This window comes from Sphaerisporangium rhizosphaerae (assembly GCF_042665155.1).
GTDB lineage: Bacteria > Actinomycetota > Actinomycetes > Streptosporangiales > Streptosporangiaceae > Sphaerisporangium > Sphaerisporangium rhizosphaerae.
Map to the genome: position 1 here is coordinate 348,392 of NZ_JBHTCG010000004.1, position 23,187 is coordinate 371,578.

At 69.1% G+C, this 23,187-nt stretch carries 14 protein-coding genes; 7 read left to right on the forward strand and 7 right to left on the reverse strand.

Annotated elements, in window-relative coordinates:
* Positions 1–30: 30 nt before the first annotated feature.
* Positions 31–501, reverse strand: coding sequence for a MarR family winged helix-turn-helix transcriptional regulator (locus ACFQSB_RS08685; protein ID WP_380825474.1), 471 nt, complete (start codon positions 499–501; stop codon positions 31–33).
* A 259-nt stretch (positions 502–760) separates the two neighbouring features.
* On the opposite strand from ACFQSB_RS08685, the gene ACFQSB_RS08690 reads away from it, so the two are divergent.
* From ACFQSB_RS08690 to ACFQSB_RS08710, 5 genes are all read left to right on the forward strand, one after another.
* Positions 761–2,119 carry an extracellular catalytic domain type 1 short-chain-length polyhydroxyalkanoate depolymerase gene (locus tag ACFQSB_RS08690; protein WP_380825476.1) on the forward strand — a complete coding sequence of 453 codons (1,359 nt, stop codon included), beginning with the start codon at positions 761–763 and terminating at the stop codon, positions 2,117–2,119.
* Between the two features lie 718 nt (positions 2,120–2,837).
* A complete protein-coding gene (locus ACFQSB_RS08695; RefSeq protein WP_380825478.1) occupies positions 2,838–4,970 on the forward strand; it encodes a family 43 glycosylhydrolase in 2,133 nt (710 codons plus the stop codon).
* A gap of 353 nt (positions 4,971–5,323) precedes the next feature.
* On the forward strand, positions 5,324–6,799 hold the full coding sequence (locus tag ACFQSB_RS08700; RefSeq protein WP_380825572.1) for a non-reducing end alpha-L-arabinofuranosidase family hydrolase: 1,476 nt from the start codon (positions 5,324–5,326) through the stop codon (positions 6,797–6,799).
* Between the two features lie 164 nt (positions 6,800–6,963).
* Complete coding sequence (locus tag ACFQSB_RS08705; protein WP_380825479.1) at positions 6,964–9,027, forward strand: family 43 glycosylhydrolase; 2,064 nt, start codon at positions 6,964–6,966, stop codon at positions 9,025–9,027.
* Between the two features lie 69 nt (positions 9,028–9,096).
* Positions 9,097–11,436: a beta-L-arabinofuranosidase domain-containing protein gene (locus tag ACFQSB_RS08710; protein WP_380825481.1), complete on the forward strand. Its 2,340-nt coding sequence runs from the start codon at positions 9,097–9,099 to the stop codon at positions 11,434–11,436.
* A gap of 249 nt (positions 11,437–11,685) precedes the next feature.
* Here ACFQSB_RS08710 and ACFQSB_RS08715 read toward each other — a convergent pair whose 3' ends face one another.
* Positions 11,686–14,559 (reverse strand): cellulose-binding domain-containing protein, encoded by a 2,874-nt coding sequence (locus ACFQSB_RS08715; protein WP_380825484.1) that lies wholly within the window; start codon positions 14,557–14,559, stop codon positions 11,686–11,688.
* A gap of 522 nt (positions 14,560–15,081) precedes the next feature.
* Here ACFQSB_RS08715 and ACFQSB_RS08720 point away from each other — a divergent pair.
* The gene (locus ACFQSB_RS08720; RefSeq protein ID WP_380825486.1) at positions 15,082–16,152 is read left to right on the forward strand and encodes a LacI family DNA-binding transcriptional regulator; all 1,071 of its coding nucleotides are present in this window, start codon (positions 15,082–15,084) and stop codon (positions 16,150–16,152) included.
* Here the strand turns inward: ACFQSB_RS08720 and ACFQSB_RS08725 are convergent.
* The 3 genes from ACFQSB_RS08725 to ACFQSB_RS08735 form a co-directional block, all read right to left on the reverse strand.
* Complete coding sequence (locus ACFQSB_RS08725; protein WP_354842952.1) at positions 16,142–16,984, reverse strand: carbohydrate ABC transporter permease; 843 nt, start codon at positions 16,982–16,984, stop codon at positions 16,142–16,144. The two genes, ACFQSB_RS08720 and ACFQSB_RS08725, sit on opposite strands and share 11 nt — an antisense overlap.
* A gap of 10 nt (positions 16,985–16,994) precedes the next feature.
* On the reverse strand, positions 16,995–17,954 hold the full coding sequence (locus ACFQSB_RS08730; RefSeq protein WP_354842954.1) for a carbohydrate ABC transporter permease: 960 nt from the start codon (positions 17,952–17,954) through the stop codon (positions 16,995–16,997).
* Between the two features lie 76 nt (positions 17,955–18,030).
* The gene (locus tag ACFQSB_RS08735) at positions 18,031–19,311 is read right to left on the reverse strand and encodes an ABC transporter substrate-binding protein (RefSeq protein ID WP_354842957.1); all 1,281 of its coding nucleotides are present in this window, start codon (positions 19,309–19,311) and stop codon (positions 18,031–18,033) included.
* 415 nt (positions 19,312–19,726) lie between these two features.
* Between ACFQSB_RS08735 and ACFQSB_RS08740 the strand changes: the two genes are divergently transcribed.
* Complete coding sequence (locus ACFQSB_RS08740; protein WP_354842960.1) at positions 19,727–20,767, forward strand: LacI family DNA-binding transcriptional regulator; 1,041 nt, start codon at positions 19,727–19,729, stop codon at positions 20,765–20,767.
* Positions 20,768–20,818: 51 nt separating this feature from the next.
* Here ACFQSB_RS08740 and ACFQSB_RS08745 read toward each other — a convergent pair whose 3' ends face one another.
* Both ACFQSB_RS08745 and ACFQSB_RS08750 read right to left on the reverse strand, forming a co-directional pair.
* Positions 20,819–21,535: a YesL family protein gene (locus ACFQSB_RS08745; protein WP_380825487.1), complete on the reverse strand. Its 717-nt coding sequence runs from the start codon at positions 21,533–21,535 to the stop codon at positions 20,819–20,821.
* Complete coding sequence (locus ACFQSB_RS08750; RefSeq protein ID WP_380825490.1) at positions 21,532–23,172, reverse strand: ABC transporter substrate-binding protein; 1,641 nt, start codon at positions 23,170–23,172, stop codon at positions 21,532–21,534. The genes ACFQSB_RS08745 and ACFQSB_RS08750 overlap by 4 nt, the downstream gene beginning before the upstream one ends.
* Positions 23,173–23,187: the final 15 nt, after the last annotated feature.

A 23,187-nucleotide genomic window follows, 5' to 3' on the forward strand; every position in this document is an offset into this window, starting at 1 on the left:
CACCGCTCGCCGAGTGTCCGGGCGCCGGGCTCACACCCCCGCGTCCGGACGCAACGCGTGTGAGCACCGCATGAGACCGTCCGTGAGCGTCTTCAGGGTCGAGTCGTCGACGTCGGCCAGCATGGTCGCCTCGATGGCGTCGAGCGAGCGGTCGCAGCGTCTGAGCAGGGACAGGCCCTTGCGGGTGAGACGGGCGCACAGCACCCGGCCGCCGTCCGGGTGCGGGTCGCGGCGGATCACCTCGCGCTGTTCCAGGTCGCGGATGACGAGGTTCATCGCCTGCGGCGTGACGAAGGCGATGCGGGCCAGCTCCGCCGACGACAACCCCTCGCGCATGCGCAGTTCGCTGAGCGCCATGTACTCCGTCGTGGTGACGCCGTGCCGGGCCAGCGCCTCGTCCAGGCCCGCTCGAATGCGGCGTTCCAGACGGAACACCAAATAGCTCAAGCGGGGGACGGATGCGGCCGACCGGGACGCCCCGGGGATACGGCGGGCGGTCACCGAACGACCATACCGCGTGTCCATCGGATGTAAGTTTCGTGTCCTATATCAAGGCACTTTATAACAAGCCACTTGATAAGCAGGGCCAAGGCATCGCTCCGGGGTGCTGGTGGTGTGCGTTCTCGCGTCGTCATCTTGACCGCCGATCCGGGCCGCGTCTATTTTCCACCCGCCGAGCCCGATGTCTCCGTGAGACCGGCGCCGCCGGTTCGAGCCGTCGAGCAGGGACCAAGCCCGCACACCGACATTAGGAGAGCGGATGACACGATTGAGCGCGATACTGAGCATGGCCTGCGCGGCGCTGCTCTACGCCGCCGTCGCCCTGGTGCTGCCCCACCAGGCCGCCGCGGCCACCCTGACCGAGGTGACCGGCTTCGGCTCCAACCCCGGCAACCTGCGCATGCACCTGTACGTGCCGAACAACGCGCAGGCGAACCCCGCCATCGTGCTGGCCATGCACCCGTGCGGCGGCTCCGGACCGGGGTTCTACTCCTCCAGCGAGTTCGCCTCGCTCGCCGACCGGTACGGCTTCGTGGTGATCTACCCGTCGGCGTCGAAGAAGGCCAACTGCTTCGACAACTGGTCCGAGGCCTCGAAGGTGCGCGGCGGGCAGACCGACCCGGTGTCGCTGATGTCCATGGTGACCTACGTGGAGCAGCAGTACCACGGCGACCCGAACCGGGTGTTCGCCACCGGCAGCTCCTCGGGCGCCATGATGACCAACGCCATGCTGGCCCTGTACCCCGAGGTGTTCAAGGCGGGCGCGGCGTTCATGGGCGTGCCGTTCACCTGCTTCCCCAACGAGGCCGCCTACCAGCCCGGCGGCAACTCGGCGCCGTGCGTCGGCAAGACCGCCCAGCAGTGGGGCGACCTGGCGCGCAACGCCAACCCGAGCTACCGGGGACCGTGGCCGCGCATGCAGCTGTGGCACGGCACCGCCGACAACGTCGTCGCCTACTCCGAGCTGGAGGAGGAGATCAAGCAGTGGACCAACGTCAACGGCGTGAGCCAGACGCCGACCAGCACTGACACCCCGCAGTCCGGTTGGAGCCGGCGCCGCTACGCCGACTCCTCCGGCAGCGTGCGGGTCGAGGCGTACACCATCCAGGGTGCGGGCCACAGCCTCCCGGCGGGCGGCATGGCGGCCGTCGCCATCCAGTTCTTCGGCCTCAACGGCACCTCCCCCACCCCCACCCCCACGCCCACGCCGACCCCGACCGTCACCCCGACTCCGACGCCGACCCCGACGGTCACCCCGACCCCGACTCCCACTCCGACCCCCAGCGTCACCCCGACCAACGCTCCGTGCCGGGTCGCCTACACCACCAACGGCTGGAACAACGGGTTCACCGCCAACCTCACCGTCACCAACAGCGGCGCCTCCGCCGTCAACGGCTGGACGGTGACCTGGACCTGGCCCGGCAACCAGCAGGTCACCAACGCGTGGAACGCCACGATCACGCAGTCCGGCACGCAGGTCACGGCGCGCAACGCGAGCTACAACGCCACCATCCCCGCCGGCGGGAACACCAGTTTCGGCTTCCAGGCGAGCTTCAACGGCACCAACACGGCGCCGAGCCAGTTCGCACTCAACGGCACCGTCTGCGCCCGGGTGTAGCCCGGGCAACGCGCTCACCCGGCGGTGCCGGGTGAGCGTCGTGCGAGTGCCACCTCTTCCGCGTTCACCGGCGAGCGCGGAAGAGGTGGCGCCGGCGACGTGTAAGTTTCATCGACGTTCACGTGCGAGTCGCGGAGCCACCCGGTCTGTCAGGGTTCACCGCGGGACGGGTGGCGGCCCCGGGGCCGGCACGTCGCCGCCTGTGGCGACCGTGCGGGGTGGTGGAGGCCCTTCGGCGGGGGCGGGTTTCCCTCGCGGCGGGCCGGCCCGCGGGACGGCCCGGCCGATCTCGGGCGCCATTGACTTCACCAAAACGATCGCTCACTATGTCACGTAACTTACTGGACACGAGAACGAAACCTCCCGAGCCACTGGTTTTTCGTCCCACGCAGGTTCAGCACAGGCGCGCGGCCGGAGAACCGCTGCAACCGGGTGGGCGGTGAATAGCACCGGACAACAGAAACATCCCCGATCGAAGCCATACGAATGTTAGCGCTCACATCGCATGGAAACCCTCGTCGGCCACATCGGCGGGAATTCTCTCCGTAAACAGCATACGTACGATGACAAACCCGATGTTAGCGCTAACAGACTTTTTCAGGCGGAGACGGAAGTACGAGCACCACCTTGAGGACCCATCGTGCGCGACCGATGGCCTTGCGTGACGGAGCGGCCCACCCCCAGCCGGCCGCCCGGTCCGACATCGAAGGAGGAAGCATTGGCCACCACTGGTGAGGTCCGACGAGCCTTCACATGGAGACGCGGCTGGCGGTCGCTGCTCGCCATTCTCGCCACGGCCATCCTGGCCGGCTCCATGCTCGCGATCGGCACGACGACGGCGTCGGCGGCGACCGTCGACACCACCGCCTGGTACGTGCTGGTGAACCGCAACAGCGGCAAGGCGCTGGACGTGTACGGCGCGTCGACCGCAGACGGGGCGCGCATCACGCAGTGGACACGTAACGACGGCAACAACCAGCAGTGGCAGTTCGTCGACTCCGGCGGCGGCTACTACCGGCTGAAGTCCCGCCTGTCGGGCAAGGTCCTGGACGTCTACAACCTCTCGACCGCCGACGGCGCCAACATCGTGCAGTGGACCGACGGCAACGGCACCAACCAGCAGTTCCGCCTCGCCGACTCCGACAGCGGCTACATCCGCCTGATCAACCGCAACAGCAACAAGGCCGTCGAAGTGCAGGGCGCCTCCACCGCCGACGGCGGCAACGTCGTCCAGTACAGCGACTGGAACGGCACCAACCAGCAGTGGCAACTCGTCAAGCTGGGCGGCGGCACCAACCCCACGCCCACTCCGACCGCGACCCCCACTCCCACGCCGACGCCCACCGGGCCGACGGGCCAGTACAACAACCCCGTGGTCTGGCAGGACTTCGCCGACGGTGACATCATCCGGGTCGGCGACGCGTACTACTACTCGGCCTCGACCATGCACTACTCGCCCGGAGCGCCGATCCTGCGCTCCTACGACCTGGTGAACTGGGAGTACGCGGGTCACTCGGTGCCCAGCCTCGCCTTCGACTCGAACGCCTACGACCTGAACGGCGGACGGGCGTACGTGAAGGGCATCTGGGCCTCGGCGTTCAACTACCGGCCCAGCAACAGCACCTACTACTGGATCGGCTGCACCGAGTTCAACCGCACCTACGTCTACACGGCCTCGGCGGTGGACGGCGCCTGGTCCAAGCGGTCGCGGATCAACAACTGCTACTACGACGCCGGTCTGCTGGTCGACGACAACGACACCATGTACGTCGCCTACGGCAACAGCACCCTCAGCGTCGCGCAACTGTCCTCCGACGGCCTCAGCGAGGTGCGCCACCAGCAGGTGTTCACCACGCCGTCGAGCGTCGGCACGCTGGAGGGCTCGCGCTTCTACAAGCGGGGCGGCTACTACTACATCTGGGTGACCCGCCCGGCCAACGGCCAGTACGTGCTGCGCTCGACCAGCCCGTGGGGGCCGTACGAGATGCGCCAGGTGCTGCTGAACATGCCGAGCCCGATCTCCGGCGGCGGGGTGCCGCACCAGGGTGGTCTGGTGCAGACCCAGAACGGCGCCTGGTACTACATGGCGTTCGTCGACGCCTACCCCGGAGGCCGGGTACCGGCGCTGGCGCCGATCTCGTGGAGCTCCGACGGGTGGCCGTCGGTGCAGACCGTGAACGGTGGCTGGGGCGCCACCTATCCCAAGCCGGCGATCTCCACGACCAAGACCGTCAAGTCGATGATCGGCCCGGACACCTTCACCACGAGCGCGCTCGACCCGCGGTGGGAGTGGAACCACAACCCCGACAACAGCAAGTGGTCGTCCGGCAGCGGGCTGCGGCTGCAGACCGCGACCGTGACCAACGACCTGTACAACGCGCGTAACACCCTGACCCACCGCATCCAGGGGCCCTCGTCCACCGCGACGATCGAGCTGGACTACTCCACGATGAGCAACGGCGACCGGGCGGGCCTGGCCATGCTCCGCGACTCCTCGGCGTGGATCGGGGTCAGACGCGACAACGGGCAGACCCGGGTGTCCATGACCAACGGCCTGAGCATGGACGGCAACTGGAACACCACCGGCACCGGCACCGACGCCGCGAGCGCGGCGATCTCCGGCGGGAGGATCTGGCTGCGGGTCAACGCCGACATCCGCCCGGGCTCGGGGCGGCAGGCCCGCTTCTCCTACAGCACGGACGGAACCAACTTCACCACCCTGGGCCCGGCGTTCACGCTGAACAACGCCTGGCAGTTCTTCATGGGCTACCGGTTCGGGATGTTCAACTACGCCACCCAGGCCCTCGGCGGGTCGGTGACCGTACGGCGATTCGACCTGACCACCCCATGACGGAGAGGCACCGGACGGGCGACGGCCCGTCCGGCTCCACCGGCATCGTCCGGTACGACGAAGGAAGCGGCGCCGGCCGGCAGTAACGACCCGTCCCCTTGGACGGACGGCACGGCGGCGGTCCACCTCGCAGAGCTCGGGCCGGTCCGAACTCCCTCCGGACCGGCCCGTACGCGGGCCGTCCGCCGTCACCCCCCGCGCGGCGCCGCCCGTTCCGCCTTCGGAGCGGGCGCGTCCGCACACGTGAAAAGGAGCGACCCTTGGATACCAAGAACGGGACCCCACCCCCGTTTCAACCCGACCCCGCCCCGCGTCCGGCACGGATGCGCAGGAGCGTGGCGGCCGCCTTCGCGATGGTGGCCACACTCTTCGTCGGTCTGCTGGTGAGCCTCGGACCGACCACCGTCGCGAACGCGGCGAGCGTCGACACCACCGCCTGGTACGTGCTGGTGAACCGCAACAGCGGCAAGGCGCTGGACGTGTACGGCGCGTCGACCGCAGACGGGGCGCGCATCGCCCAGTGGACGCGCAATGACGGCAATAACCAGCAGTGGCAGTTCGTCGACTCCGGCGGCGGCTACTACCGGCTGAAGTCCCGCCTGTCGGGCAAGGTGCTGGACGTCTACAACTTCTCCACGGCCGACGGCGCCAACATCGTGCAGTGGACCGACGGCAACGGCACCAACCAGCAGTTCCGCCTCGCCGACTCCGACAGCGGCTACATCCGCCTGATCAACCGCAACAGCAACAAGGTCGTCGAAGTCCAGGGCGCCTCCACCGCCGACGGCGGCAACGTCGTCCAGTACAGCGACTGGAACGGCGCCAACCAGCAGTGGCAACTCGTCAAGCTGGGCGGCGGCACCAACCCCACGCCGACCCCCACCGTCACCCCCACGCCGACGCCGACGCCGACCGGCACGTGCAACCTGCCGTCGTCGTACCGCTGGACGTCGACCGGGGCGCTGGCGCAGCCGAAGTCGGGCTGGGTGTCGCTGAAGGACTTCACCAACGTGGTCTACAACGGCAAGCACCTGGTGTACGCCACCACGCACGACAACGGCTCCAGCTGGGGTTCGATGGCGTTCAGCACGTTCACCAACTGGTCGGACATGGGTTCGGCGACTCAGACCGGGATGAACTCGGGCACCGTGGCGCCCACGCTGTTCTACTTCGCGCCGAAGAACATCTGGGTGCTGGCCTACCAGTGGGGCGGCACGGCGTTCTCCTACCGCACCTCCAGCGATCCCACCAACCCCAACGGCTGGTCGGGGGCGCAGACGCTGTCCACGGCGAGCATCTCCGGGTCGGGCACCGGGCCGATCGACCAGACGCTGATCGGTGACGGCCAGAACATGTACCTGTTCTTCGCCGGCGACAACGGCAAGATCTACCGTCAGAGCATGCCGCTCGGGAACTTCCCGGGCAGCTTCGGCTCCAACTACACCCAGATCATGAGCGACTCGACCAACAACCTGTTCGAGGCGGTCGAGGTCTACAAGCTGCAGAACCAGAACAAGTACCTGATGCTGGTGGAGGCGATCGGCTCGCAGGGACGCTACTTCCGTTCCTTCACCGCCGACAGCCTCAGCGGCTCCTGGACGCCCAACGCCGCCAGCGAGAGCAACCCCTTCGCCGGCAAGGCCAACAGCGGCGCCACCTGGACCAACGACATCAGCCACGGTGACCTGGTCCGCAACAACCCCGACCAGACCAAGACCGTCGACCCCTGCAACCTGCAGCTGCTCTACCAAGGCCGCAGCCCCAGCTCCAACGGAGTCGACTACGGCCTGCTGCCCTACCGCCCGGGCCTGCTGACCCTCCAGCGCTAGCCGCGGCGAGACCCGCCTCGGGTGCGGCGGACCTGACCCCGCCGCACCCGAGGCGCCGCCCGCCGGTGCCGCACCGCGGCCCCGGCGGGCCGCAAAGCGCGGGCGTCCCACCAACGTGACGTCAGCGATCTTCCGTCGATCCGATCCCACCCCGGAGGGCTTCCGTGCGTGCCAATCGATGGCGGCGCCTGCTCGTGGCCGCGACAGCCGTCTTTCTCAGCCTCGCCGGCGTCATGACCGCGGTCTCCGCCCAGGCCGCCGCGGGGTGCCGGGTCGGCTACACCGTGACCAACCAGTGGCAGGACGGCTTCGGCGCCAACGTCGAGGTCACCAACCTCGGCGACCCGGTCGACGGCTGGCGGTTGACCTGGTCGTTCCCCGCCGGGCAGAGCATCACCCAGCTGTGGAACGGAACCTCCGCCCAGTCGGGCTCCCAGGTCACCGTGACCAACGCCGCCTACAACGCCGCCATCCCTTCGGGCGGCAGCGTCTCCTTCGGGTTCAACGGAAGCTGGACCGGCTCCAACCCGGTGCCGACCGACTTCGCCCTCAACGGCACCACCTGCAACGGCCCCGCCACCCCCACCCCCACCCCCACACCTACGCCGACCGTCACCCCCACGCCGACGCCCACGCCGACGGTCACCCCCACGCCGACGCCCACACCGACGCCCACCCCGACTCCTACGCCGACCCCCACGCCGACGCCGACAGGCCCGTGGCCGCCGTCGTCGCAGTACGCCAACCCGGTGTTGTGGGAGGACCTGGCGGACATCGACGTCTTCCGGGTGGACGACACCTACTACTACTCGGCCTCGACGATGCACTACTCGCCGGGCGCGCCGATCCTGCGCTCCTACGACCTGGTCAACTGGGAGTACGCCGGCCACTCGGTGCCCAAGCTGGACTTCGGGTCCAAGTACGACCTCAACGGCGGCAACGCCTACATCGACGGCGTCTGGGCGTCGTTCCTGAACTACCGCAAGAGCAACAAGACGTTCTACTGGGGCGGCTGCATCGACTTCAGCAAGACCTACATCTATACCGCGAGCTCGGTCGAGGGGCCGTGGAACCGGCACACCACGATCAACAAGTGCTACTACGACGCCGGCCTGCTGATCGACGACAACGACACGATGTACGTCTCCTACGGCAACACCAGCATCAGCGTGGCCCAGCTCTCGGCCGACGGTAAGACCGAGGTGCGCTCCCAGCAGGTGTTCCAGACGCCCTCCAGCGTCGGCACCCTGGAAGGCTCCCGGATGTACAAGCGGAACGGGAACTACTACATCTTCCTCACCCGCCCGGCCAATGGCCAGTACGTCCTGAAGTCCTCCAGCCCGTTCGGACCGTACGAGATGCGCCAGGTGCTGCTGAACATGTCCGGGCCGATCTCCGGTGGCGGCGTGCCGCACCAGGGCGGGCTGGTGCAGACCCAGAACGGCGCCTGGTACTACATGGGCTTCCAGGACGCCTACCCCGGCGGCCGGGTGCCGGTGCTGGCCCCGATCATGTGGACCTCCGACGGCTGGCCCACCGTGCAGACGGTCAACGGAGCGTGGGGCACCAACTACCCCTACCCCAACGTCCCGCGCCCGCCGCGCCAGGTGAAGTCGCCCACCGGGACCGACACCTTCGCCGGGACCACGCTGGGCCCCGAGTGGGAATGGAACCACAACCCCGACACCACCAAGTACAGCGTGAACAACGGGCTGCGGCTGCAGACCGCCACCGTGACCAACGACCTGTACGCAGCGCGTAACACCCTGACCCATCGCATACTCGGGCCCAGTTCGACGGCGACGGTCGAGCTGGACTACTCGGCGATGCGGGACGGGGACCGGAGCGGGCTGGCGATGTTGCGCGACTCCTCGGCCTGGATCGGCGTCAAACGCGACAACGGGCAGACCCGGGTGTCCATGACCAACGGCCTGAGCATGGACTCCAACTGGAACACCACCGGCACCGGCACCGAAGCCGCGAGCGCGGCGGTCTCCGGCGGACGGATCTGGCTGCGCGTCAACGCCGACATCCGCCCCGGCACCGGCAGGCAGGCCCGCTTCTCCTACAGCACCGACGGGACCAACTTCACCACGCTGGGCCCGGCCTTCACGATGGGCAACGCCTGGCAGTTCTTCATGGGCTACCGCTACGCGATCTTCAACTACGCCACCCAATCGCTCGGCGGAACCGTCACCGTGCCGCGCTTCACCATGACCACCCCCTGACGGGCTCCCACACCACGGGTCGACGCGCGCCCGCGCCGGCCCCTCCTCCCTCGATGTCCTGGAGCAGAAGTGTCCCCCTCATCACTGAGCCGCCGCCAGCTCTTCCAGGCCGCGGGCGTCGCCGTCGCCGCCTCCGCCGCCACCGCTGCCGGACAGGTCGCCGGCGCCTCGGCCGCCGCGGCCGCGGTCGCCCCGGCCCGGCCCGACATCGGCGTGTCGGCGTACATGTTCGACCTCGGGCAGGTGCGGCTGACCTCCGGCCGCTGGCTGGACAACCAGAACCGCACGCTGTCCTACCTGCGGTTCGTCGACGTGGACCGGATGCTGTACGTCTTCCGGGCCAACCACCGGCTGTCCACCAACGGCGCCGCCTCCAACGGCGGATGGGACGCGCCCTCGTTCCCGTTCCGCAGCCACATGCAGGGGCACCTGCTCACCGCGTGGGCCCAGGCCTGGGCCGTGCTGGGTGACACCACCTGCCGGGACAAGGCCACCTACATGGTCGCCGAGCTGGCCAAGTGCCAGGCGAACAACGGCGCGGCCGGGTTCGCCTCCGGGTACCTGTCCGGCTTCCCCGAGTCCGACTTCAGCGCCCTGGAGGCGCGCACGCTGAGCAACGGCAACGTGCCGTACTACGTCATGCACAAGACCCTGGCCGGCCTGCTCGACGTGTGGCGCCTCATCGGCAGCACCCAGGCCCGCGACGTGCTGCTCTCGCTCGCCGGCTGGGTGGACCAGCGCACCTCCCGGCTCAGCTCCAGCCAGATGCAGAACATGCTGGGCACCGAGTTCGGCGGCATGAACGCGGTGCTGACCGACATCTACCAGCAGACCGGTGACGGGCGCTGGCTCACCACGGCGCAGCGGTTCGACCACGCCGCCGTGTTCAACCCGCTCGCCTCCAATCAGGACCAGCTCAACGGCCTGCACGCCAACACCCAGGTGCCCAAGTGGATCGGCGCGGCGCGAGAGTACAAGGCCACCGGAACCACCCGCTACCGGGACATCGCTAGCAACGCCTGGAACATCACGGTCGGCGCGCACACCTACGCGATCGGCGGCAACAGCCAGGCGGAGCACTTCCGGGCGCCCAACGCGATCGCCGGGTACCTCACCAACGACACCTGCGAGCACTGCAACAGCTACAACATGCTCAAGCTGACCCGCGAGCTGTGGCTGCTGAACCCCAACCAGGCGTCCTACATGGACTTCTACGAGCGGGCGCTGTTCAACCACATCCTCGGCGCGCAGAACCCCGCTGACAGCCACGGGCACGTCACCTACTTCACCCCGCTCAAGCCCGGCGGCCGCCGCGGGGTGGGCCCGGCGTGGGGCGGCGGCACGTGGAGCACCGACTACAACTCGTTCTGGTGCTGCCAGGGCACGGGCGTCGAGGTCAACACGGCCCTGATGGACTCCATCTACTCCTACAACGGCACCACGCTGTTCGTGAACATGTTCCAGCCCTCCACCCTGAACTGGTCACAGCGCGGGATCACGGTCACCCAGACCACCTCCTACCCGGCGAGCGACACCACGACCCTGCAGGTCACCGGCGGCGCGGGCGACTCCTGGACGATGCGCGTGCGCATCCCGGCCTGGACCACGGGCGCCACGATCAGCGTCAACGGCACCCAGCAGAGCGTGGACACCACCCCCGGCTCCTACGCCACCCTCACCCGGACGTGGACCTCCGGCGACACCGTGACGGTGCGCCTGCCCATGCGGGTGGTCATGAAGGCCGCCAACGACAACCAGAACGTCTCGGCGATCACCTACGGGCCGCTCGTCCTGTCGGGGAACTACGGCAACACCGCGCTGTCGGCGCTGCCGAGCCTGAACACCTCCTCGATCACCCGGACCAGCACCACGGCGCTCACCTTCACGGCGACCGCCAACAACGCGACGGTCAACCTGATCCCCTTCTACGACGCGCAGGGGCACAACTACACCGTCTACTGGAACGCCAACGGGCAGAGCGGAGGCGGGACGACGAGCTACCGGCTGGTCAACGCCGCCAGCGGTCTGGTCCTCGGCATCCAGAACATGTCCACCGCGGACGGCGGCCTCGCGCTGCAGTGGACCGACAGCGGCACCGCCGACCACAACTGGGTGATGGTCACCGACGGTGACGCGGTGCGATTCCGCAACGTCAACAGCGGCAAGGTGCTGGGCGTGGAGAACATGTCCACCGCCGACAACGCCCGCGTCCTGCAGTGGTCCGACAACGGCACCGCCGACCACCGGTGGACCATGGTCAACAACGGCGACGGAACCTACAAGATCCGCAACGTGAACAGCGGCAAGCTGCTCGCCATCCAGAACAACTCCACCGCCAACGGGGCCCAGGCCGTCCAGGACTCCGACAACGGAACCGCCGACAACCGGTGGCGGCTGGTCCAGAACTAGACCCGCCGGCCGCACCGGGAGCCGGTCGCCTGGGCGAGAGGCACCGTTCAGGGGACCACACCGAGCGCCGGGCCGCGTTGGCGGCCCGGCGCTCTTCCATGCCGGACGCCCGGTGGCGGGGCGCTCGTCCGTCCCGGGCATCCGGCGGTCCCAGGGTGCGGCGGTCCGACGGAGCGGCAGGGCCGCGGGCCGCGGGGCCGCGGGGAAAGGCCCCGGCCGCCGGTGGGTGCCGGCGGCCGGGGCGGGGGTTCAGCGGACGCCGATGGTCCGGCTGCCCAGGACCTTGGGCGCGGTCGCCGGGGTGCCGGTGACCGGCCAGTAAGGCAGGGCGGTGGTGGGCGCCGAGGCCCGCTGGATCAGATAGGACGTGCCGGCCCGCGCGGGAATGGCGAAGGTCGTCCCGGTCTGATCGCTCAGCACGGTGGCGCCGGAGCCGTCCACGACCGTGACGTTCTGGCCGGGCCAGGGGTTGCGTACGGTGATGGCGCCGTCCGCCCCCGCCTGGACCGCGACGGTGACCAGGTTGCCGTTGCGGATCTGGACGTGCGCCTTGCCCTTGTGCTGGATGTACACCGTCCCGTCGGCGCTCCAGGTGCTCGGCCAGCCGGGTGCGACGCGCAGCGTGCCGTCATAGTCCTGGACCAGGGCCTCGCCGATCGCCGCGGCGGTCACGCCCATCTGCTCCAGGTATGGGTTGGTCGTCTTGCTGACATCCCAGCTGGCGAACCCGTTGGCGAAGACCTGGTACTTGTTGACGTTGGCGATGAGGGCGGTCCGCATGTCGTTGCCCAGGCCCAGCCGGGCCGCGTGCAGCGCGTCGTAGCTCCAGTCGGTCTCGGTGATGTAGCTGCGGTGGCTGAAGGTGCGCTTGGCCAGGTCCGACTGGTTGCCGCTGTCGCCGATCAGGTTGTAGGGCCACACCGCCTCCAGGCCGAGGTTCTCCACGTTGTGCTTGGCCGCCGTCGGCTGGGCGGACAGGGCGATCATGTCGTTGCCGCCCGCGTCGCTGGACGGGGTGAGCACCTGGGTCTGCCCGAAGTCGGTGCGGGGCAGCGGCCGGATCTTGGGGATCGCCGACTGGAGCCGGCCGACCAGGTCCGAGTCGAGGCCGAGGGTCTGCGCCGCCGACACCGTGACCGGGAACAGCGCCTGCATCGCGGCCACGTCGGTGACCGGGTCGTTGACCGCCCACTGGGTCTCGTGGGCGTTGGAGGTGGTGTGCAGCAGGCCGTCGGATCCGGTCTTGGCGTGCGACAGCAGGAACTTCGCCGAGTCCCGCATGACGGGGTAGTTCGCCGACAGGAACGAGCGGTCGTCGGTGGCCAGGTAGGTCTGCCAGATCCACAGCCCGATCTCGGCGCCGCTGGTGACGGTCTGGGAGTTGTACGACGGGGCGATGCGCGACTCGCAGGACTCGTTGCCCGAGTACCAGGTGCCGTTGCCGTTGAACCGCATCGTCTCGGGCACGCAGATGCCCTCGTGACCCGGGTAGTGGGCGCTGGTCCACGCCGTGATGTTGCTCAGGTTGGTGCGGTACAGGGTGAACATCGGCGAGTTCAGCGCGAAGGCGCCGGCCGAGAGGTTGGCCTGCATCATCATCCGCAGGTTCCAGAACCAGTACCCCGCCGGGTACCAGGGCTGGGTGTCCTGGCCGACGTTGAACAGGTTCGCCTCACCGGCCTGGGTGCCGGGGAGGGTGTCCCGGTTGCTCGCGGCGATGCTGAACAGGTACAGCGTCCGCATGTTCTCGAAGTACTCGCCGGACCCGTCGCTGGAGGTGATCTTGATCAGTCCGGTCGAGCTCCAGTAGTCGTGCCACCACGACAGGGTGCTCGCGGCCAGGTCCGCCGAGGCGCGGGTCAGGTCGCCTCCCAGCAGCGTGGTCGCGGTGGTGAGGGCGTTGCCGCCGGTCCAGCCCGGGGACACCACGATGACCCGGAACGACCCGTCGCCGTTGGGCTGGAAGCTCACCTGCGCGGTCCGCGAGTCGGGGTTGGTGGCCCGGACGTTGCGCCCGCCCGCGCTGAGGCCCGCCATGGTCCCGAACGTCCTGCCGGAGGTGCCGTTGCCGCCGTTGCCGTCGGTCCAGGTCTCCGAGAGCGTCGCCACCGAGCCGGACGCCTGGGCGCTCGGGTTGCGCGGGCTCCACAGCTTCACCTGCGCGGTCTGGGAGCTGTTCGGGTCGGCGCCGGTGACGTCCACCACGAGCTGCGCGGTGTCGGCGCGCACGTAGGCCTTCAACGTCATGCCGCCGCCGGACTCGTACAGCGTCCCGTCGTACATGTCCAGGTAGCCCTTGAAGTCCGAGGCGCCGGTGAGCCGGCTCAGCCCCGGGATGTACACCTGACCCGGCGACTTGCGGTCGGGGAAGGTGTCGTTGCGGTTCAGCTGCGCGGTGAACCCGTTGGCTCCCCACGCCGCCACTCCCAGAGTGCCGTTCCCCAGCGGGATGAACTGGGTGGAGCTGGTGTTGGCCCGGTTGAGCACGATGTTCGACCGGCGCACCACGTTCGGGGTGTCCACCACGAAGGCGCCGTTCTGCCACGCGGTCGTGGTGGCCCCCGGTGACGGAGAGACCGACGGGCTCGGCGTGGGGGTGGGGGTGACCGTGGGCGTCGGCGTGGGAGTCGGCGTGGGCGTGGGTGTGGGCGTCGGGGTGACGGTCGGCGTCGGGGTGGGCGTCGGTGTGGGGGTGGGGGTGGCGGGGCCGTTGCAGGTGGTGCCGTTGAGGGCGAAGTCGGTCGGCGCCGGGTTGGATCCGGTCCAGCTTCCGTTGAACCCGAAGGAGACGCTGCCGCCCGCGGGGATGGCGGCGTTGTAGGCGGCGTTGGTCACGGTGACCTGGGAGCCCGACTGGGCGGAGGTTCCGTTCCACAGCTGGGTGATGCTCTGCCCGGCGGGGAACGACCAGGTCAACCGCCAGCCGTTGACCGCGTCGCCCAGGTTGTTAACGCTAACATTTGCTCCGAAGCCGCCGTCCCACTGGCTGGACACGGTGTAGGTGACACGGCAGGCGACGGCCGCGACGGCGGAGGTCACCGGAGTGACCACGGCGGCGACGGCGGCGAGCGCGGCCACGATGGCCATCAGCGCCGACCGCGGCCGGTGGGGGATGACTCGCATGCGGGTTCCTCAGAGACGGTGGACGGATGCGCGGGGCACGGGAGGGTGGCCACGAGCTGTTGTTAGCGCTAACATCCTCGTTCGGTCCGCACGGCGACTCCGAGCGTGGAAGGCGCTGTGCGCGGAGCCAATCCGACGCCGCGAGGTACGTCAACGATCCGCGCTCGCACCCGTGCGGCGTTCGGGCCCGGCACCAGGCCCCGACCTGCGGTTGAGGCCGCCTACACGGCCAAGGCCGTCGGCGCGCGGTCTGTAAGTTTCACTCTCGCGGGCATTAACGTACGAATTCCCCGGCCCGGCGCCGGTGCCGCATAACGTGCGACGCCGCGATCGAGGATGTGCGGGCGTGGTCTGCTGTCGGTGACGGCCATCACCGGACGGCGGCCTGCGTGCCCGAGGACGACAGAAAGCCTCGCCGCCATTTCGACACGTATTCACGCCGTGTCCGGTGAGCGCGTTTCATGGAGAAGCCGTAAGGGCGGAAATTGGCTGGTGCAAGTTGTTCGCTCTTAAACTACTGGCATGACCGCTTTGGAAGAGTCATCCGCGTTCGGCGCCGAACCGCTGACCATCGCGGAGCTCGCCCAGCTCGCCGGGGTGTCCACGGCGACGGTCTCCAAAGTGGTGAACGGCCGCTCGGCCGTCGCGCCGGAGACCCGCGCCCTGATCGAGGGCCTCATCCGCGAGCACGGCTACCGCAGGCAGCGGCGCCGGATCAACCCGGCCGCCCAGGTGGAGCTGCTGTTCCACGAACTGGCCGGCGACTATCCCACCCAGATCATCAAGGGGGTCGGGCGGGTGGCCCGCCGGCACCGCCTGGCCGTGACGGTCTCCGAGCTGCGCAGCGGCCGCGGCAGCGGCGGCGACTGGGTCGAGGACGTGCTCAGCCGCCGCCCGACCGGCGTCATCGCGGTCTTCTCCAGCCTCACCGACCTGCAGCACGACCGGCTCGCCACCCGGGGCATCCCCCTGGTCCTGCTCGATCCCCTGGGCGACCCGGCCCAGCCGGTCCCCTCGGTGGGCGCGGGCAACTGGACCGGCGGGCTCGCGGCCACCCACCACCTGCTCGAACTCGGCCACCGGCGGATCGCCGTGATCACCGGTCCGCCCCACGCGCTGTCCAGCCGCGCGCGGCTCGACGGCTACCGCGCGGCCCTGGACACGGCCGGCGTGCCGGCGGACCCCGACCTGATCTGCCAGGGCGACTTCCAGATCCAGGACGGCGTGACCAACACCCACCGGCTGCTGCGCCTGGCCGACCCGCCCACCGCCGTCTTCGCCTGCAACGACGGCCAGGCCATAGGCGTCTACCGCGCGGCCTACGAGCTGGGGTTGCGCATCCCGGACGACCTGAGCGTCGTGGGGTTCGACGACATGCCCCAGACGCGGTGGACGGTCCCGCCGCTGACCACGGTCCACCAGCCGCTCACCGAGATGGCCGCCGCCGCCGCCGACATGCTGCTGACGCTCGCCGGAGGCGAGCCTCTGGCGCGCGATCGCATCGAGTTCGCCACCGACCTGGTCGTCCGCGACAGCACCGCTCCTCCCCGGCGTCAGGGCCCGGCGGGGCGACGCCAGGGGGTCAGCCCTTGAAGGCGCCGTCCATGATCCCGGCCACCATGCGGCGTCCGACGAAGACGAACAGGACGATCAGCGGCAGGGTGGCCAGGAAGGAGCCGGACATCGCCAGCCCGAGGTCGATGCTGAAGTTCGTCTGCAGCGCCTTGATCGCGATCTGGACGGTGTACATCTCCGGCGACTTCAGCACCACGAACGGCCACAGGAAGTCGTTCCAGGCGTAGACGAACCCGATCAGGCCGAGAACGAACGCGGCCGGGCGCACCAGCGGGAACGCGATGCGCCAGAAGATCTGCCAGGTGGTCGCCCCGTCGATGCGGGCCGCCTGGAGGATCTCGTCGCTGATGGCGTTGGCCATGTGCTGGCGCATCCAGAAGATCCCGAACGCGTTGGCCAGGCCCGGAACGATCAGCGCCTGCAGGGTGTCCACCCAGCCCAGCGAGGAGATGATCATGTACTGCGGGACGATGGCGAGCTGGGTGGGCACGGTCATCGTCAGCACGACGAGCAGGAACAACAGGTCGCGGCCGCGGAAGCGCAGTTTGGCGAACGCGAAGCCCGCCAGCGCGCAGAACAGCGCCTGGCCGATGGCGATCGTCCCGGCCACGACCAGGCTGTTGATGATCGACCGGACGAACGGCACGGTCGAGAACACCAGGCCCGCGAGGTGGAAGAAGTTGCCGCCCGGGACCACTCTCGGGGGCAGCTCCGTGGCCGCCGCGGTGTCGGTGGTGGCGACGACGAACATCCAGTAGAGCGGGAACACGCAGGCGAACGCGGCCAGGACCAGCAGGGCGTAGACCCACCATCGCAGGCGGTCGCCGGACCGCGGTGTCGTCCTACTCATGATGGCTCCCTCATGCCCTCTCCGGGCGGGTCCGGGTGGACAGGAAGTAGTTGAGGCCGGCGAGTGCCACGACCATCACGAACAGCGCCACGCCGATGGCCGCCGCGTACCCGAACTTGAACTGGGTGAAGCCCTGCTCGAACAGGAAGAGGGTCAGCGTCTGGCACTGGCGGATCGGCCCGCAGGTGCTCGGCGCGCTCCGGGAGATGAGCAGGGGCTCGGTGAAGGTCTGCAGCCCGTAGATGGTCGAGGTCACGATGGTGAACACGATGACCGGCCGCAACGCCGGGATGGAGATGTGCAGGAACTGCCGCAGGGTGCCGGCGCCGTCGACGGCGGCCGCCTCGTAGATCGTCCGGGGGACGGCCTGCAGGGAGGCGAGGTAGAGCAGTGCCGTGTAGCCGAACCACCGCCAGGTGATCATCACGGCGATCAGCACGTGGCTGCCCGCCACCGACTGGATGAAGTCGATGTGCCCGATGCCCACCAGGCCGAGCAGCCAGTTCAGCAGCCCGTAGTCGCGGTCGAACATCTGGGCGAAGACGATCGCGGTGGCGGCCACCGAGGTGATGTACGGCACGAGCATCGACATGCGGAAGAGCGTCGCGAAGCGCAGCCGGACGTGGTTGAGCAGGTGCGCCAGCACGAGTGCCACCAGCAGTTGCGGCACGGTCGACAGCACCCAGATGCTGACGGTGTTGCGCGCCGCGTTCCAGAACCGCACGTCCTGGAACAGCCGCGTGAAGTTGTCCAGGCCGACGAACACGTGCTCGCCGATCGGGTTCCAGTCGAACAACGCCACGTAGAAGGTGAACAGCAGCGGGATGAGGCCGAAGATCGCGAAGAGCACGAAGAACGGGGCGATGTAGGCGTAGGGGGCCACCAACTCGGTGAGGCCGCCCCGGGAGGTCTTGGTCACCGGCGCAGGTGGGGGCGGCGCCGCCTTGGCAGGGCTGATGCTCGTCGTCACGGGTGTGGTCGCTTCCCCGCCGCCGGTGCCGGGCGTCCGGGACGCCCGGCGCCGGCGGCGCTCGTGGCAGGGGGTCCTAGCCGCCGATCGCGTTCTTGATGTTGGTGACCGCCGCGTCCCACGCCTTCGCGGGATCGCCCTTGCCCTGCTCGACGTTCTGCAGGGCGTTGCCGAACTCCGTGCCGATCGTCGTGCTGTCCGGCCCGATGAGGAAGGGCTTGAGGCCGAGCAGTGAGTCGGTGTAGATCTTGCCGAGGGGCGCGCCGGAGAAGAACGGGTCCTCGACCGAGGTGAGCTTCGGGTCCTTGTAGACCGACGGCGTCGCGGGCAGCGACCTGGCCTGGGCGAAGTGGTCGAGCTGGCCCTGCGGCGACTGCGTGGTGGAGATGTAGTCCCAGGCGGCCTTCGGGTTCTTGGCACCCTTGGGGATGGCGAGGAAGCTGCCGCCCCAGTTGCCCGACCCGCCGGGGATGGTGGCGACGTCCCAGTCGCCCTTGGTGTCGGGGGCGTTGTCGCGGATGGCGCCGAGCATCCAGACCGGTGCGGCGATGGCGGCGAAGTCCCCCTTCTTCATCGCGGCGCTCCAGCCGTCGGTGAAGGTGCTCTGCTTGGCGGTGATCCCGGCGGCCATTGCCTTGAGCGCCTCGTCGAAGGCCGTCTTGACCTGCGGGCTCCGCTCGTACACCAGACCGCCGGAGGGGTCGTAGTACTTCTCCTGCCCCTGGTTGACCACCTGCGCGAAGACGCTCGTGGCGGCGTTGTCGACGAATGCCTTGCCGGTCGCGGCGGTGTACTTCTTGCCGGTCTCGATGAAGGCGTCCCAGGTGGGCCAGAGCTTGCCCACCTCCTCGCGGCCGGTCGGCAGCCCGGCCTTCTTGAACAGGTCGGCGCGGTAGGCGATGGCCATGCCGCCGACGTCGGTCGGGATGCCGATGATCGAGCCGTCCTTGGCCGTGGGCTGGCTGATCACCCAGTCGAGGTAGTCGCCCTTGACCTTGTCGGCGCCCAGCGTGCGCAGGTCGACGAAGTTCTGCGGCTGCTGGACGAACTTGGGCAGGTCATCGCCCTGGATCAGCACCAGGTCGGGCACCTTGCCGCCGGCGAGCGCCGTCGTGAGCGCCTGCGCCGTCTCCTGCGCGTTCCCCACCTCGGTCAGCTTGATCTGGATGTCCGGCCTCTTCGCCTTGTACTCGGCGGCGGACCCCTTCGCGTTGATCCCGGTGAACGACCAGAACTCGAACGTCTTGGCGTCCGCCGCTCCTCCGGAGGCCGTCCCGGTCGATGAGCCGGAACAACCTGCCATGGCGAGAGTGGTGGCCGCGGCGATCGCGGCCACGGAGACGATGCGGGACTTCACGGCGACCTCTTTCACATGCTGTGGTCAGGGGGTTGGGGTCGTCAGAACCGGTACGAGGGGCTGTGGTGCGTTCAGCACCCTTGCGGGGGAGGCGAGATCGGAGCGAAGGGGGTGCGGTGCATTTCTGCGCTCCTCACATTTCGGCCGCGAGACCGACCGAAACCAGGCCAGAGCTACACCGATCTATGCCGAGTTCCGCGTCGGCAGGCCTGTTCAGGCCCGCGACTGTGGCACCGGCCTGGTTTCGGAGCTCGGCCCGAAAAACGGCGGAAGGGTGGGCCGAAAACTGCCGAGCGCCATGCCGATCGTTAGTTCGGGACCCTAGGCCCGGGTCAAGGCGAGCGTCAATAATGTTCAGGCAACACCTCTGAAACAATCGGCTTGTAGCCGCAAGTTTCGGAACTACACTGCGGCCATGAGCGCGATGACAGAGCCCGCCTCTCCCGCAGATCCGCCCCATGCGCTCACCCTCGCGCAGATAGCCGAACTGGCGGGCGTGTCCACGGCCACGGTGTCGAAGGTCCTCAACGGCAGGACCGAGGTGGCCCCCGCGACCCGCACCCTGGTGGAGGGGCTGATCCGCCGGCACGGCTACCGGCGGCAGAAGAAGCGGCCGAAGGCGGCGGCCCTGATCGAGGTGGCCTTCCACGAGATGGACGGCCCGTGCGCCATCGAGATCATCAAAGGCGTCCAGCGCGTGGCGCGCGAGAACCACCTGGCCGTGGTGCTCTCGGAGATGCGCGAGCGGCCCACACCGCCCCGCGGCTGGGTCGAGGAGGTGCTCAGCCGCAGGTCATGCGGGGTGATCGCCATCTTCTGCGAGCTCACCGACGCCCAGCGCGCGCAGTTGCGCACGCGCGACATCCCCGTGGTGCTGGTCGATCCGGCCGGGGCCCCCAACCGCGTGCCGTCGGTCGGCGCCGGGAACTGGTCCGGCGGCCTCGCGGCCACGCGTCATCTCCTCGACCTCGGGCACCGGCGCATCGCCATCATCACCGGGGCGCCCCATGTCCTGTCGAGCCGGGCCCGGCTGGACGGATACCGGGCGGCGATGGACGCGGCCGGGGTGCCCGTCGATCCCGCCCTGGTCGTGGCGGGCGACTTCGACGTGGCCGAGGGCCTGGCCCACGCCCGCGCCCTGCTCGCCCTCCCCGACCCTCCCACCGCGGTCTTCGCCGGCAACGACGCCACGGCCGTGGGCGTCTACCAGGCGGCCGACCAGGCCGGCGTGCGCATCCCGCACGACCTCAGCGTGGTCGGCTTCGACGACCTGCCCATGGCGCAGTGGCTGGTCCCGCCGCTCACCACGATCCGCCAGCCCCTCACCGACATGGCCGCCGCCGCGACCGGCATGCTGGTCGCCCTCATGGACGGCGGCCGGCCGCCGCAGACCCGGCTGGAGTTCACCACCCAGTTGGTCACCCGTCGTAGCACCGCCCCACCGGCGGCCGGCTGAGCCTGCGAAACATTTTCGCGGAGGTGACGGTTTCCGGGCCCCGCGGCGCATTCAGATCTCCCCCGTGGGCGGGGCGGCGGCGGGCGCGGTGAACTCCCGCTCGACATCCGCGACGACCGGACGCGCGTTCCACAGCAGCGCCGCCACCAGCACGGAGGCCAGCAGCGCCGTCACCGCCTCGGTGGCCACCAGTGTCACCCCGCCCGCCACGACCAGCAGGCAGGCGTTGGCGAGGGTCACCGCGGGGCGGCGCGAGAGGAAGTACGCCGCGAGCCGGGCGACGTCCGCCGCCCGGAACGCGAACAACGAGGTGATGACCAGCGCGCCGGCGGCCCACAGGGTGGCCGCCACCGCCACCGCCGCCAGCAGCGCCGCCCACCACCCGGGCACGCCCGCCGCGCCGAGGTTCGCCAGGGTCGTGGCGACGATGGCCATCCAACCCAGGTACGGGATCCACAGCTTCAGCACGCCGCCGAGGTTGGCCCGGTACCCCCGCCAGAACGCCGCCGCGGGCCGCAGATCGGCGAGGTCCCGGCCGCGGCGGTGCAGGGCGTACAGGGCGGCGGAGAGCGCGGGACCGACGGGCAGGGCGCAGGCGACCGCCAGCGGCAGGTTGCCGGCCGACCGGTCGAGCAGGACGAGCCCGGCCAGGCCGGGCAGGGCGGCGGCCAGGAACGACAGCTCGACGACCAGCAGGGTGTAGACCAGTGCCGAGGCCCTCGACAGCGGCCCCTCGCCGAACGGCCGCCCGGCCGCCGCCTCGCTCACCCGTGGTCCTTCTTGAACCGCTCGTAGGCGGTGGTGACCAGGGTCATGTAGGTGGTCATGTTCTTGCCCTCCAGCTCCTTGACGTAGGCGTCCCACTCGCCCAGGTCGCGCTCGCCGAGGATGAACTTCAGGGTGTTCTGGGTGACGTGGTCCTTCAGCGGCGTCTCCCACAGGGAGGCCTGCTCGCGCTCCTCGTCGGTGAACGGGTGCGGCGGCTCGACCGGCCAGGGCTTGCGCGCGTTCATCACGTCCTGGAAGGCGACCTCCTCCTCGGAGAAGGTGGAGTTCAGCAGCTTGGTGGTGCCGCCGTAGGCGAAGACGCCGTTGGAGAAGCCGAAGTCCTTCTGCAGGTGCTTGGGCGCGCCGGGGTTGAGGCCGACGAAGTCGACGTCCTTGGCGAGCTTGTAGGCGCCGGAGGAGTCCTTGGTGAACGTCGTGCCCTCGACGCCCCACTTGGCGAACTCCTGGCCCTGCTCGGAGTACCACAGCCAGTCGATGAACTGCATCATGGCGACGAAGTTCGGGTTCTGCAGCGCCTTCTTGGAGATCATCACGCCGTTCTCCAGCCGGCTGCCGATCTTGTACTCCCCGACCGGGCCGATGGGCACCGGGATCTTGGCGATCTTGGCGCCCTCGACGGTCTTGTACAGCGTCGGGCGGTAGTCGTTGATCAGCGACTGCGCGTTGGTGCTGATGACGAAGGACTTGCCGGAGTTGAACTTCTGCTCGGCCTGCTCGTCCTGCTGGGTGAAGCTCTCGGGGTCGAGCAGCTTCTCCTCCACCAGCTTGCGCAGGTACTCGATCATCTGCTTGTACTGCGGCATGGCGCCGGTGTAGACGAACTTCCCGGCGGTCGCGTCCCAGGTCGCGTGCTGGTACTCCCACCCGCCCTTGGAGCCGTACGCCTGGGCGATGAGCTTGAGCAGGTTGCCGCCCGGGTTCGGGACGCTCCACCGGTCGGTCATCGGGTACAGATCGGGGTACTCCTTCTTCATCGCCTTGAGCATGGCGTAGAAGTCGTCCAAGGTCTTGGGGACCTCCAGCTTCAGCTTGTCCAGGATGTCGGTCCGGACGGCGAAGGTGTAGTCGGCCCAGATCTCCTCGTGCATCCCGGGCAGCAGGTAGAAGCGGCCGTCGGACTGCCGCAGGGTGTCCAGCTCGGGCTCCATCTTCCACTTGGCGACCAGGTCCTTGAAGTTCGGCATCAGGTCCAGGTAGTCGCTGACCGGCAGGACGGCGCCGGAGGCGACGAACGCCTCCTCCTGCGGGTGGTAGGTCTTGGGGATGATGAGCGGTGCCTGACCCGAGCCCACCAGCAGGCCGCGCTTCTTCTCGTAGTCGCTCAGCGGCACCGCGACGGGCTTGATCGTCACGTTGGTCCGCTTGGTGAGCTCCTGCCAGAACAGCCAGTCGTTCTTGAGCGGGTAGAACGGGTGGTTGTTGTAGAGCACGTCGAACGAGACCGGCTGCGTGGCCTTGAACTGCTGGCCCACGCCGTAGCTCGCCATCGCGCCCGCCTTGTTCCCGGACTGGCCGGCGGCGCCCTTCTTCGGAGCCTCTTCCTCACTGCAACCGGCGAGCACGAGAGTGAACGCGCCCAGACCGATGATCGCCTGACGTCGTGAGATGTCGCGCATTTGGGGGGTTCCTTT

Bases quoted from the DNA above. Each gene is read 5' to 3' on its own strand.
- ACFQSB_RS08690 (WP_380825476.1), top strand. From the start codon at position 761: ATGACACGATTGAGCGCGATACTGAGCATGGCCTGCGCGGCGCTGCTC.
- ACFQSB_RS08700 (WP_380825572.1), top strand. From the start codon at position 5,324: ATGGTGGCCACACTCTTCGTCGGTCTGCTGGTGAGCCTCGGACCGACC.
- ACFQSB_RS08715 (WP_380825484.1), bottom strand. From the start codon at position 14,559: ATGCGAGTCATCCCCCACCGGCCGCGGTCGGCGCTGATGGCCATCGTG.
- ACFQSB_RS08720 (WP_380825486.1), top strand. From the start codon at position 15,082: ATGACCGCTTTGGAAGAGTCATCCGCGTTCGGCGCCGAACCGCTGACC.
- ACFQSB_RS08725 (WP_354842952.1), bottom strand. From the start codon at position 16,984: ATGAGTAGGACGACACCGCGGTCCGGCGACCGCCTGCGATGGTGGGTC.
- ACFQSB_RS08740 (WP_354842960.1), top strand. From the start codon at position 19,727: ATGAGCGCGATGACAGAGCCCGCCTCTCCCGCAGATCCGCCCCATGCG.
- ACFQSB_RS08750 (WP_380825490.1), bottom strand. From the start codon at position 23,172: ATGCGCGACATCTCACGACGTCAGGCGATCATCGGTCTGGGCGCGTTC.